This window comes from Escherichia coli, assembly GCF_036503815.1.
Taxonomy (GTDB): domain Bacteria; phylum Pseudomonadota; class Gammaproteobacteria; order Enterobacterales; family Enterobacteriaceae; genus Escherichia; species Escherichia coli_F.
On record NZ_AP027764.1, the window covers coordinates 2,873,534 to 2,885,378 of the forward strand.

Annotated in this window: 12 protein-coding genes and 1 pseudogene; 9 read left to right on the forward strand and 4 right to left on the reverse strand. The window is 51.5% G+C overall.

Going from position 1 to position 11,845, the window contains the following annotated elements; translation table 11 throughout:
• Window positions 1-216 precede the first annotated feature (216 nt).
• The 6 genes from AABJ99_RS13785 to AABJ99_RS13810 are packed head-to-tail and all read left to right on the forward strand — an operon-like array spanning window position 217 to window position 6,643.
• Window positions 217-1,239 carry an iron ABC transporter substrate-binding protein gene (locus tag AABJ99_RS13785; protein ID WP_039021484.1) on the forward strand — a complete coding sequence of 341 codons (1,023 nt, stop codon included), beginning with the start codon at window positions 217-219 and terminating at the stop codon, window positions 1,237-1,239.
• Window positions 1,239-2,219: a FecCD family ABC transporter permease gene (locus AABJ99_RS13790; RefSeq protein WP_001261252.1), complete on the forward strand. Its 981-nt coding sequence runs from the start codon at window positions 1,239-1,241 to the stop codon at window positions 2,217-2,219. The genes AABJ99_RS13785 and AABJ99_RS13790 overlap by 1 nt, the downstream gene beginning before the upstream one ends.
• Window positions 2,216-2,974 carry an ABC transporter ATP-binding protein gene (locus AABJ99_RS13795; protein WP_000173311.1) on the forward strand — a complete coding sequence of 253 codons (759 nt, stop codon included), beginning with the start codon at window positions 2,216-2,218 and terminating at the stop codon, window positions 2,972-2,974. The genes AABJ99_RS13790 and AABJ99_RS13795 overlap by 4 nt, the downstream gene beginning before the upstream one ends.
• A 9-nt stretch (window positions 2,975-2,983) precedes the next feature.
• Entirely contained in the window at window positions 2,984-3,796 is an 813-nt protein-coding gene (locus tag AABJ99_RS13800) for a class I SAM-dependent methyltransferase (RefSeq protein ID WP_000904003.1), read from the forward strand.
• Entirely contained in the window at window positions 3,793-4,647 is an 855-nt protein-coding gene (modD, locus tag AABJ99_RS13805; protein WP_039021485.1) for a ModD protein, read from the forward strand. Before AABJ99_RS13800 ends, modD begins: the two co-directional genes overlap by 4 nt.
• A 25-nt stretch (window positions 4,648-4,672) precedes the next feature.
• Window positions 4,673-6,643, forward strand: coding sequence for a TonB-dependent receptor plug domain-containing protein (locus AABJ99_RS13810; RefSeq protein WP_039021486.1), 1,971 nt, complete (start codon window positions 4,673-4,675; stop codon window positions 6,641-6,643).
• 49 nt (window positions 6,644-6,692) lie between these two features.
• Here the strand turns inward: AABJ99_RS13810 and ymgE are convergent, their stop codons facing one another.
• On the reverse strand, window positions 6,693-6,947 hold the full coding sequence (gene ymgE / locus AABJ99_RS13815; protein ID WP_001353273.1) for a GlsB/YeaQ/YmgE family stress response membrane protein: 255 nt from the start codon (window positions 6,945-6,947) through the stop codon (window positions 6,693-6,695).
• Window positions 6,948-7,147: 200 nt separating this feature from the next.
• Here ymgE and ycgR point away from each other — a divergent pair, with 200 nt between their 5' ends.
• Window positions 7,148-7,882 (forward strand): flagellar brake protein YcgR, encoded by a 735-nt coding sequence (gene ycgR / locus AABJ99_RS13820; protein ID WP_032183986.1) that lies wholly within the window; start codon window positions 7,148-7,150, stop codon window positions 7,880-7,882.
• A gap of 1 nt (window position 7,883) precedes the next feature.
• Here ycgR and emtA read toward each other — a convergent pair whose 3' ends face one another.
• Window positions 7,884-8,495 (reverse strand): membrane-bound lytic murein transglycosylase EmtA, encoded by a 612-nt coding sequence (emtA, locus tag AABJ99_RS13825; protein WP_001295616.1) that lies wholly within the window; start codon window positions 8,493-8,495, stop codon window positions 7,884-7,886.
• Window positions 8,496-8,594: 99 nt separating this feature from the next.
• Here emtA and ldcA point away from each other — a divergent pair, with 99 nt between their 5' ends.
• Both ldcA and cvrA read left to right on the forward strand, forming a co-directional pair.
• Window positions 8,595-9,509 carry a muramoyltetrapeptide carboxypeptidase gene (gene ldcA, locus AABJ99_RS13830; protein WP_039021487.1) on the forward strand — a complete coding sequence of 305 codons (915 nt, stop codon included), beginning with the start codon at window positions 8,595-8,597 and terminating at the stop codon, window positions 9,507-9,509.
• A gap of 94 nt (window positions 9,510-9,603) precedes the next feature.
• A pseudogene (gene cvrA, locus AABJ99_RS13835) lies at window positions 9,604-11,274 on the forward strand (potassium/proton antiporter); the annotation flags it as partial.
• On the opposite strand, the gene AABJ99_RS25035 reads toward cvrA, so the two are convergent.
• Window positions 11,212-11,400 (reverse strand): hypothetical protein, encoded by a 189-nt coding sequence (locus AABJ99_RS25035; protein ID WP_420106936.1) that lies wholly within the window; start codon window positions 11,398-11,400, stop codon window positions 11,212-11,214. The pseudogene cvrA and the gene AABJ99_RS25035 overlap by 63 nt on opposite strands.
• Before the next feature lie 42 nt (window positions 11,401-11,442).
• Window positions 11,443-11,595 (reverse strand): hypothetical protein, encoded by a 153-nt coding sequence (locus AABJ99_RS13840; protein ID WP_105278678.1) that lies wholly within the window; start codon window positions 11,593-11,595, stop codon window positions 11,443-11,445.
• Between the last annotated feature and the right edge of the window lie 250 nt (window positions 11,596-11,845).

Here is an 11,845-nt window from a genome sequence, read left to right on the forward strand (position 1 = left end):
AGATTTTAATTTTATTTTATCAACTTGTTAATCATTACACCTCTATTTATATTTTCCCCCACTCCCCATTCTCCCTGACAATTTTCTTGTGGAACAAAGTGTTATTTAAGAAACAAGCAAATCATTCTGTCTCTTTAGACAAATTTTGACATCAAACATGATCTTTTTCGCTATATATGTAAGTATATAACGGTTTTAATTATCAGGATATTACTTATGTCACTAACCAGACGGAGGTTTACACAGATTCTTGCGTCGACATTGTTCCTGCATCATCTGCCGTCCTTTGCACAATCAGTCAAATTCTGGGCCTCACTGACGCTTCCCGAAGCCCAAAACATTACACGCATCGTCAGCGCAGGCGCGCCCGCCGATTTACTATTGCTGGCTGTCGCGCCAGAAAAAATGGTCGGTTTTTCCTCTTTTGATTTTGCCCGTCAGGCATTAATTCCATTGCCAGAGCACATTCGCCAGTTCCCCAGGCTGGGACGACTCGCCGGGCGCGCCAGCACACTCTCGCTGGAAGGGCTTATGGCATTACATCCCGATTTGGTCGTTGATTGCGGCAATACGGATGAAACCTGGATCTCCCAGGCACGGCAGGTTAGCGAACAGACACAAATACCCTGGTTATTGCTTAACGGGAAACTGGAACAATCAGCAGAACAGTTAACAACGCTTGGCAAAACGTTAGGCGAAGAGCACCGCGCCGCAGAACAAGCCAATCTCGCCAGCCGCTTCGTTGGTGAAGCTAAGGCATTCGCCACCTCACCCGCCGCTAACCTCAGCTTTTATGCTGCGCGCGGTCCTCGAGGGCTGGAAACGGGCTTACAGGGTTCGTTGCATACCGAGGCGGCGGAATTATTAGGTTTGCACAACGTCGCGCAAATAGCCGATCGCCACGGTCTGACACAGGTTTCCATGGAAAATCTCCTGCGCTGGCAGCCGGATATTATTCTGGTTCAGGAGGCCGTTACTGCAGATTTTATTCGTCGTGATCCTCTCTGGCAGGGCGTGAAAGCGGTTGCGGAACAACGCATCTTATTTTTAAGTGGCCTGCCCTTTGGCTGGCTGGATGCCCCGCCGGGAATCAACCGTCTTCTGGGATTACGCAGACTTCACGCCTGGCTGGATCCCGCCATCAATCGCCAGTTTAAAAGTGACATGCAGCATTACGCCCAACTGTTCTGGCATTGCCCATTAAGTGACGCCGACTATCAAAAATTGGTGGCGAGCTAATGAGAACCGTAAACGGATGTATTTTGCTGCTGGCAGCTATCAGTATCACTTTTGCCGCCGTAAGTGGGGCTTATCATCTCGATATACAGCAACTGCTGGCGCTCATTCTGCGTCAAGAAAATGTTCCTGTGCAGGAACAAATTGTCTTCTGGCAAATCCGCGTGCCGCGTATTCTTGCTGCGCTGTTTCTGGGCGCGGCGCTGGCAGGGGCCGGAACCACCTATCAGGGAATGTTCCGTAATCCCTTAGTGTCACCGGATATTTTAGGCGTCTCCGCCGGTGCCGGACTTGGTGCCTGCGCGGCAATCCTGTGGGGATTATCCATTGTTTACATCCAGCTGTACGCATTTTGCGGCGGGCTGATGGTGGTCGCGGGCGTCTGGTTGATTACGCGTCGGGTGACCCGCCACGATCCGATCTTAACCCTGGTGCTGGTAGGCATTGCGTTAGGAACGTTGTGCGGAGCGGGGATATCGCTAATAAAAACGCTGGCCGATCCTTACACCCAGTTACCGTCAATTACCTTCTGGTTGCTGGGGGGGCTGTCCACCGTGACCTTACGCGATCTCTGCTATGCTGCACCGATCATTCTCATAGGCTCCTTGCCCCTGTTTTTTCTCCGCTGGCGCATGAATTTACTCACGCTTTCCGACGACGAAGCCCATTCGCTGGGACTGAACGTGACACGTCTGCGCTTTGGATTAATTGTCTGCGCCACACTAATCACCGCCAGCACGGTAGCAATAGCGGGCATAATTGGTTGGGTCGGCCTGGTCGTTCCGCACATTGCCCGCTTGTTGACCGGTCATAACCATCAGCAGCTGTTGCCCATGGCAATGTGTACTGGCGCGATTCTGCTCCTGCTTACCGATACGCTGGCACGCAGCATTGGAACAACAGAAATCCCACTTGGCATTCTGACCGCTTTTGTTGGTGCACCGTTTTTCCTGTTTTTGTTGTTACGCGGAGGTCGCCAGTGACTTTGCTTGCCGTCCGTCATGCGTCTCTGGGTTACTCCCGCCATCCGGTGCTACGCGACGTGTCCTTCACCCTGTCGCAAGGAACAATTTGTTGTCTGTTAGGAGCCAATGGTTGCGGCAAAACCACACTCATGCGCTCCATTCTTGGCGTTATACCGTTATTAAAAGGCGAGATCTTACTGGATAGCCTCCCTGTGCAGACACTCAGCCATCGCCAGCGCGCGCAGGCCATTGCCTGGGTGCCGCAGGCGCACGACGGCATTTTTGCTTTTAGTGTGCTGGATATGGTGTTGATGGGCCTGGCCCCCACCATAGGCGCTTTTTCCGTTCCCGGTAAGCAAGAACGCCTGAAAGCAACGGAGCAACTGGAAAAGCTGGGCATTTTGCATCTGGCGACACGACGCTGGAATACACTTAGCGGCGGTGAACGTCAGCTGGCTTTAATCGCCCGTGCACTCGTCCAGCAACCGCGCTTGTTATTACTGGATGAGCCTGCCTCCAGCCTCGATTTCGGTCATCAGATCCAACTACTGGACACGCTGGCGCAGCTCAAAAATAACGGCATGACAATGCTAATGTCGACTCATCATCCGCTCCATGCCAACGCCATTGCCGACAGCATTATCCAGGTAGAGCCAGATGGACGAGTAACACAAGGCTTACCGACCGAACAGTTAACAACGAACAAACTGGCTGCCCTGTATCGGGTTTCTGCCGACCAGATTCATCATCACCTCTCTGCAATTAGCCACTAAGGAACAATCATGCTCATTGATGATATTGATTTTGCGGACCTTTACCTGCAGCAACTCAAGCTGGCCCACCGCACAGAAAAAACGCCGGATCACTGGGATCAACGGGCGGAAAAAATGGCGGAAAATTGCGCCTCGCCTACGGACAGCTACCTGCAACAACTGACCGCTAAAATTGATCTGCAAGGCGCGCAGACCTTATTCGATATGGGCTGCGGACCGGGTACCGTATCGCTGGCGCTGGCTGACAAACTCACGACGATTTATGGCGTTGATTACAGTCAGGGGATGCTGAAGGTTGCCGCCCGTCGCGCCGCCGCGCTAAAGGCAGACAATGTCCACTGGATCCAGCGCGCCTGGGAAGAGGACTGGAGTGACCTGCCACGCTGCGATATTGCCGTGGCTTCCCGCTCCACTCTGGTGGCTGATATGCGCCAGGCAATGAGCAAACTGAATAATCAGGCACGGCTTCGCGTCTATACGACTCATCTGGTCAGCACCTCGTTCGTCTCTCCAGCCATTCAGCGGGCGGCTGGTCGGGAAGTGATCGAATTACCCAACTATATCTTTGCGCTCAACGTCCTGTATCAGATGGGAATTTATGCTCACGTTGATTTTATCCGTGGACAAAATTGCCAACAGGATAACAGCACCTGGGAACGTTTTGAGCAGAACGTCAGCTGGAGTCTGGGCGCGCTTAACGACGATGAGCGTGAGCGGTTATATCGCTGGTATCAACAACAAGATGCTCGTGCCCTCGCCCCTGCCAGCCGCGACTGGGCGCTCATCTGGTGGGATAGCGTACCGCAAGAGGCACTGCGATGATTTTCCTTTCTCAGGCACAAATCGATGCGTTACTGCTGGAAGATATCCAGGGCGGTGACCTGACCACGCGAGCATTAAATATTGGACACCAGCATGGCTATATAGAGTTTTTTCTCCGTCAGGGCGGCTGCGTCAGCGGCATTTCTGTCGCGTGTAAGATGTTAACTACGCTGGGATTAACTATTGATGACGCGGTCAGCGACGGTTCACAAGCGAACGCGGGTCAGCGGCTAATCCGTGCGCAAGGTAATGCCGCAGCACTTCATCAGGGATGGAAGGCAGTCCAGAATGTGCTGGAGTGGAGTTGCGGTGTTTCTGATTATCTCGCTCAAATGCTGGCGTTACTTCGTGAACGTTACCCTGATGGCAATATCGCCTGCACCCGAAAAGCAATTCCGGGTACCCGCTTACTGGCCTCGCAGGCAATTCTGGCTGCCGGAGGACTGATTCATCGTGCCGGATGTGCGGAAACCATATTATTGTTTGCCAACCACCGCCATTTTCTTCATGACAATCAGGACTGGTCAGGCGCAATCAATCAGTTACGTCGCCACGCACCCGAGAAGAAAATAGTTGTTGAAGCCGACACGCCGAAAGAGGCAATCGCCGCGTTACGCGCGCAACCAGACGTACTTCCGCTCGACAAATTTAATCCGCAACAGGCAACTGAAATTGCGCAAATAGCACCGTCGCTGGCTCCCCACTGCACGCTGGCTCTGACCGGCGGAATTAATCTGACAACACTCAAAAATTACCTCGACTGCGGCATTCGCCTTTTTATTACCTCCGCGCCTTACTACGCGGCACCTGCTGACATTAAAGTCAGTCTGCAACCCGCAGCCTCTATTTAATTCTTTGTTAAACGGAATTTATTCTATGAGACTCAAAAAACGTTATCTCTGCACAGTATTATCACTTGCCTTTACCCAGCAGGCCGTAGCAGCTCAGGAGAGCGACACGCTGACCGTATGGTCCAGTCCGGTATCATCAACGACGACCACCGTTCTCGATCAACCCACCATGAAGGCCCTGGATAAACAGAATGTCGCTCAGGCATTAAGTGTCGTCCCCGGCGTGGTACTGCAAAAGTCAGGTAGCCGCAACGAAGAACAGGTCAAAGTTCGTGGCTTTGATAGTCGTCAGGTGCCGGTCTATTTCGACGGTGTGCCCATTTATGTTCCCTATGACGGCAACCTCGATCTGGCGCGGATTCTGACCAACAATTTGGGGGCAGTTGAAGTTTCCAAAGGGTATTCGTCGCTGCTTCAGGGGCCTAATCAGATGGGCGGAGCCATTAATATCACCACCCAGAAGCCAACAAAACCTCTGGAAGCAAGTCTGGGATATCGCCAGGGATGGAGCCGTAGCCAGGACAATGCCTACGATATGCATGCTTCATTTGCCGCCAGCAGCGATCTGGGGTATTTGCAAGTCAGCGGTAGCCAGCTAAAGCAGGATTTTCTCGGCCTGCCGCATGGTGTAAATAATGATATTGCAGGCAAACACGGCAAGATGATTAATTCATCGGCTGATGATAAACGCGGCATTGTGAAGCTCGGTTTTACACCACGCGAAAACGAGGAATACACATTGACTTACATTAAGCAGGATGGTGAAAAAGATAACCCGCCATACAGTGGAAATAGTGGTCAGAAATCACGCTACTGGCAGTGGCCAGAGTATGACAAAGAAAGTTTTTATTATCAGGGAACGACCCAACTAAACGATCGTTTTACCCTGAAAAGTCGGCTGTATCGCGACACCTTTGAAAATACGCTAATGATGTACAACTCGCTGGCTGATTTGAAAAATAAAAAAGGCAGCTACAGCCATTATTCCGATTACAGCGACGGTGCCGGGTTACAACTGGCAGCCGATGTGCGTGAAAACGATCTGCTGTCGTTTGCCGTTAACTGGAAAGATGACGTACACCGGGAAAAAGGTGCGCCGCACGCCGCTTACGATCGCTATGAAGATCGTACCTGGTCGCTCGCCAGTGAATATCAATGGGCTGCTGCCGATAATGTCGATGTCGTGGCTGGAATCAGCTATGACTGGCGCGATAGCGTAGAAGCGAAAAAACATGAGAAAGATGGCAGTATCACCCATTATGACGACAACAATCAGTCAGCTTTTAACTGGCAGGTGATGGGGAAATACCACTTTGCCAATGAAGACACGCTGGCGCTTTCGTACTATGACCGCACACGCTTTCCGACGCTGAAAGAACGCTATACCACGTCCAAACCTGCGTATAACCAGATAGCGATTGTTAACCCGCAGCTCAAGCCGGAACGCGCGCGCGGGGTGGATTTAACCTGGAATGGTGCCTTCACGCACGACTGGGGATTTGAGGTCAGCGTTTACTATAACCGGGTGAGTGATGCCATCCTCTCGCACAATATCGATGCCGATACCATTCAAAATCAGAACAGCGGCACGGTGGATTACAGCGGTCTGGATGCCGGTATTAAGGGGAAAATCAGCAATATACTGGATGTAGGATTGAGCTACGCCCTGATCCACGCTGATGCCAAACGTAAAGACATCGGCAAGATAACCGATCTGCCAACGCAGACAATGACCGCATGGATGACTCTCAAACCGTGGGAGCCGTTAAGCGTAACGCTGTCGGAAGAGGCGCGTTCCTCCAGCTACAGCAACAGTGACGGTTCACAAAAAGCCGCCGGTTTTGCGGTGACCCACATTCGAGCCGATTACACCTTAGGTCATGGCTTCAGCGTTAATGCGTCGGTCAATAACCTGTTTGATACCAAATATGCCTACAGTGAAGGGTTTATTGAAGAAGGTCGCAATTTCTGGGCTGGTATCGAGTATACGTTCTGATGTGAAAGCGGATAGCGGCATCTGTATCGCTATCCGCCTTATGAAAATCTTATTCTCTTCGCAGGAGGCGGAATACGCCCAGCACCAGGATAGCGCCCACTACCGCCACCAGGAAGCTGTGCAGATTAAAACCACTGATGGAGCCGCCAATGCCAAACATGGTCGCCAGCCAGCCGCCGACCACCGCACCGATTATCCCGAGAATACAGGTCAGGAAAAATCCACCACCATCACGCCCCGGCATGATTAGCTTGGCGATAATGCCGGCTATCAGGCCAAAAATAATCCAGGCAATAATTCCCATGTTCAGGCCCTCGTTTCGATGAATCGGACGCAAGAAATGCTTACGTCAACGCTCTAAGTATAGGCAAGGGCGGGATCGATGCTGGGCGTTTGTCGGCTGATTTAAGAACAACATGTAAAAAATATTCACGCATTTGTATTAAGTTTTGTTAACTGTGACCGATAAACCAAAGACAGTTTGTCAGTCAGGAGTTTTTCCGCGTGAGTCATTACCATGAGCAGTTCCTGAAACAAAATCCGTTAGCCGTCCTGGGCGTGTTACGCGATTTGCACAAAGCCGCAATTCCTTTGCGTATCAGTTGGAATGGCGGGCAGCTGATCAGCAAAATACTGGCAATAACCCCGGATAAACTGGTGCTGGATTTCGGCAGTCAAGCCGAAGATAACAACGCTGTGTTAAAGGCGCAGCACATTACCATTACCGCCGAAACCCAGGGCGCGAAAGTCGAATTTACTGTTGAACAACTACAGCAGAGTGAATACTTGCAGCTTCCGGCATTTATTACCGTACCGCCTCCCACCTTGTGGTTTGTACAACGACGCCGATATTTCCGCATCTCCGCCCCACTCCATCCGCCTTATTTTTGCCAGACCAAACTGGCGGATAACAGTACGTTACGTTTCCGCCTGTATGATTTGTCGTTAGGCGGCATGGGCGCATTACTGGAAACGGCAAAGCCTGCCGGATTGCACGAAGGCATGCGCTTCGCTCAGATTGAAGTCAACATGGGGCAATGGGGTGTTTTTCACTTTGACGCCCAGTTAATCTCAATCAGCGAGCGCAAAGTGATTGATGGCAAGAATGAAACCATCACCACTCCCCGTCTGAGCTTCCGTTTTCTTAACGTCAGCCCGACGGTGGAGCGGCAATTACAGCGGATTATTTTCTCTCTCGAGCGGGAAGCCCGGGAGAAAGCGGCCAAAGTGCGCGACTGATTTACATCGCGTCCAGTGCCTGCTCAAGTTTGTAGATATAGCGCGGAGCCTGCGGTGCAGGATGATTTCGCGCTACGTGATCGAGGAACTCGTCTGCATCCAGATCGTTGATTTTGCTGATCGCCTTTTTCCGATCTGACGAGAAAGTCCGTAGCAGCGCACCTGCCCCGTTAGCATATGACACCACCAGCGCATATTGCAGTACCTTCGGATCTTCAATGCCTGCCAGCGGGCCGGTTTCCAGAATATTCAGGTAAGCCGCCCCCATTGAAATATTACGTTCTGGATTCTTCAGCTCACTGGTCGTCGGCTCACCGCTCCAGCCCATACGGCGATAAACATCACGTCCGGAGGTTGAAGCTTTTAACTGCATCAAACCAATGGCATTCGATTTACTCACCGCGTTCGGATTACCACCCGATTCGATAGCGATAATCGCCGTGATCAATTGTGGATCGACGCCCCAGGCTGCACCGGCTTTCTGGCTTATGGGCATCCACTGCATCGCACGTTGCACCGGAACTTTCGCGTTCCACGGCGGGTTCGTGTAGTCATGCTTTGATGAACAACCCGCTAATAACACAATCAAAAAGGCAAACCATCTTAATTTCACTTCTTCTATCCTTATAGCCTGGAATCGCCGTTGAGGTGACAACGGCACACCTAAGCGGCATGATATACATTTCGTTTCTGTTGTCAGCAAGGAATTGCCATGTCTCTGTTTCACTTAATTGCCCCATCGGGTTACTGCATAAAACAACACGATGCGCTGCGTGGTATCCAGCGCCTTACCGACGCGGGTCATCAGGTCAATAATATCGAGGTTATTGCCCGTCGTTGTGAGCGCTTTGCGGGTACGGAAACGGAGCGTCTGGAAGATATCAATTCCCTTACCAAACTGACTACCCCCAACACCATCGTGCTGGCAGTACGTGGCGGTTACGGTGCCAGTCGTTTACTGGCGGATATTGACTGGCAGGCACTGGTGGCTCGCCAACAACATGACCCGTTGCTCATTTGCGGACATAGCGATTTTACCGCCATTCAGTGCGGTCTTCTGGCGCAAGGCAATGTCATCACTTTTAGCGGCCCCATGCTGGTAGCAAACTTTGGCGCGGATGAACTAAACGCCTTTACCGAGCACCATTTCTGGCTGGCGTTACGCAATGAAACCTTCACCATTGAGTGGCAAGGGGAAGGCCCGACATGTCAGACCGAAGGCACGTTATGGGGAGGCAATCTCGCGATGCTGATTTCACTGATTGGTACACCGTGGATGCCGCAAATCGAAAACGGTATTCTGGTGCTGGAAGATATTAATGAGCATCCTTTCCGCGTCGAACGTATGCTGTTGCAGCTCTATCATGCTGGAATTTTGCCACGTCAGAAGGCGATTATTCTCGGTAGCTTTAGCGGCAGCACGCCCAATGATTATGACGCAGGTTACAACCTGGAGTCTGTGTACGCGTTTTTGCGTTCCCGCCTGTCGATTCCACTTATCACCGGCCTCGATTTTGGTCATGAACAACGCACGGTTACGCTGCCATTGGGCGCACATGCCATACTTAATAACACCCAGGAAGGCACTCAGTTGACGATTAGCGGTCATCCTGTTCTTAAAATGTAAAAAAATCACGCTTCAGGGCTAAGTAAAACGCTGTCTCTGCCGCTAATATGGTAGGGTTTATATAAGAGACAGCGTAATCAGGAGTAACCGACCGTTGGATGCCACAACAATAATTAGCCTTTTCATCTTAGGATCCATCCTTGTCACCAGCAGTATTTTACTTAGTTCATTTTCTTCCCGTCTTGGCATTCCTATTCTGGTTATTTTCCTGGCGATCGGCATGCTGGCGGGAGTCGATGGCGTCGGCGGTATCCCGTTTGATAATTACCCCTTCGCCTACATGGTAAGTAACCTGGCGCTGGCGATTATTTTGCTCGACGGCGGGATGCGCACTCAGGCCAGCTCCTTTCGCGTAGCGCTAGGACCGGCGCTGTCACTGGCGACGCTGGGCGTACTTATCACCTCCGGTTTAACCGGCATGATGGCGGCGTGGCTGTTTAATCTTGATTTGATTGAAGGCTTATTAATCGGCGCTATCGTCGGCTCCACCGATGCTGCGGCGGTATTTTCTCTGCTGGGTGGTAAGGGGCTTAACGAACGCGTTGGCTCGACGCTGGAAATTGAATCCGGCAGTAATGATCCAATGGCGGTCTTTCTGACGATTACCCTGATTGCGATGATCCAGCAGCATGAAAGCAGTGTCAGCTGGATGTTCGTGGTCGATATTCTGCAGCAATTTGGCCTCGGGATTGTCATCGGTCTTGGCGGTGGTTATTTACTGCTGCAAATGATTAATCGCATCGCCCTGCCCGCCGGTTTATATCCATTGCTGGCATTAAGTGGCGGTATTTTAATTTTTGCTTTAACCACGGCGCTGGAAGGCAGCGGTATTCTGGCTGTTTATCTGTGCGGTTTTCTGCTGGGTAATCGGCCAATTCGCAACCGCTACGGCATTCTGCAAAATTTCGACGGCCTTGCCTGGCTGGCACAAATCGCCATGTTCCTGGTGCTGGGGCTGTTGGTTAACCCAAGCGATCTACTGCCTATTGCCATTCCGGCGCTCATTTTGTCCGCATGGATGATATTCTTCGCTCGTCCTCTTTCGGTATTTGCCGGATTGCTACCGTTCCGCGGTTTTAATCTACGTGAGCGCGTGTTTATCAGTTGGGTGGGATTACGCGGCGCGGTGCCAATCATCCTGGCCGTATTCCCGATGATGGCAGGGCTGGAGAATGCGCGACTGTTCTTTAATGTCGCCTTCTTTGTGGTTCTGGTTTCACTGCTATTGCAGGGAACATCACTCTCGTGGGCGGCGAAAAAGGCCAAAGTGGTGGTTCCGCCCGTCGGACGTCCGGTGTCGCGCGTTGGCCTGGATATTCACCCGGAAAATCCGTGGGAGCAGTTTGTTTATCAGTTGAGTGCCGATAAATGGTGTGTAGGTGCGGCACTGCGCGATCTGCATATGCCAAAAGAGACACGTATTGCGGCACTGTTTCGTGATAATCAATTGCTTCATCCCACCGGCAGCACCCGACTACGCGAAGGTGATGTGTTGTGTGTAATTGGTCGGGAACGCGATCTCCCGGCACTCGGTAAACTGTTTAGCCAGTCGCCGCCGGTCGCGTTGGATCAACGCTTCTTTGGTGACTTCATTCTCGAAGCCAGTGCCAAATATGCTGATGTGGCGCTGATATATGGCCTGGAAGATGGGCGAGAATATCGCGATAAGCAGCAAACGCTGGGTGAAATTGTCCAGCAGTTGTTAGGCGCGGCACCGGTTGTCGGTGACCAGGTAGAGTTTGCCGGGATGATCTGGACGGTGGCCGAGAAAGAAGATAATGAAGTGTTGAAGATTGGCGTACGGGTGGCTGAAGAGGAAGCTGAATCTTAAATTTAATGCAGCATCTATCCCCGGATGCGATGCTTTGCACAACGCAGCCTGAGCCTGCATATAAACTTGTCATTTCCTGATTTTGATATGCTCATACCAACATCAGAAGAAGGTTAAATTATGGATGACAAACCATTGCAGGCTCTGGCTAATAAATTCAAAACACCGGCTCAAGAAAGTCAGCGTAAGGGCTTCTTCTGACTGCAACAGGTGAAGAATAACCAGCCCCGCATTACCGGTATACCCGTCAACCATCAGGGGCCCCTGCCTGACATCGCCCGAACATATTCCCCCACGCAACCTGCCGCGCTGACGTAGCCCACAGAATACGCGTTTCAGGCTGCCCTGTATCTGCAGTGGCGTTTCATCCGCCTGTAGCACCGGATGCATGAGCGATTTCTTATAGTTATTACTTTGCTTAATAACGATTATTTCCGGGTCGTTCGCTTTCGTATTTTCACTAATACGTCAGAGCTGCCTGGGCCGTAATAAAACTGATTCAGGT

What these genes read in the sequence shown, in the direction of transcription:
- modD (WP_039021485.1), top strand. Translation starts at nt 3,793, where the DNA reads ATGATTTTCCTTTCTCAGGCACAAATCGATGCGTTACTGCTGGAAGAT.
- ymgE (WP_001353273.1), bottom strand. Translation starts at nt 6,947, where the DNA reads ATGGGAATTATTGCCTGGATTATTTTTGGCCTGATAGCCGGCATTATC.
- AABJ99_RS13785 (WP_039021484.1), top strand. Translation starts at nt 217, where the DNA reads ATGTCACTAACCAGACGGAGGTTTACACAGATTCTTGCGTCGACATTG.
- AABJ99_RS13800 (WP_000904003.1), top strand. Translation starts at nt 2,984, where the DNA reads ATGCTCATTGATGATATTGATTTTGCGGACCTTTACCTGCAGCAACTC.
- AABJ99_RS25035 (WP_420106936.1), bottom strand. Translation starts at nt 11,400, where the DNA reads ATGCAGGCTCAGGCTGCGTTGTGCAAAGCATCGCATCCGGGGATAGAT.
- AABJ99_RS13810 (WP_039021486.1), top strand. Translation starts at nt 4,673, where the DNA reads ATGAGACTCAAAAAACGTTATCTCTGCACAGTATTATCACTTGCCTTT.
- AABJ99_RS13790 (WP_001261252.1), top strand. Translation starts at nt 1,239, where the DNA reads ATGAGAACCGTAAACGGATGTATTTTGCTGCTGGCAGCTATCAGTATC.
- AABJ99_RS13840 (WP_105278678.1), bottom strand. Translation starts at nt 11,595, where the DNA reads ATGGTTGACGGGTATACCGGTAATGCGGGGCTGGTTATTCTTCACCTG.
- ldcA (WP_039021487.1), top strand. Translation starts at nt 8,595, where the DNA reads ATGTCTCTGTTTCACTTAATTGCCCCATCGGGTTACTGCATAAAACAA.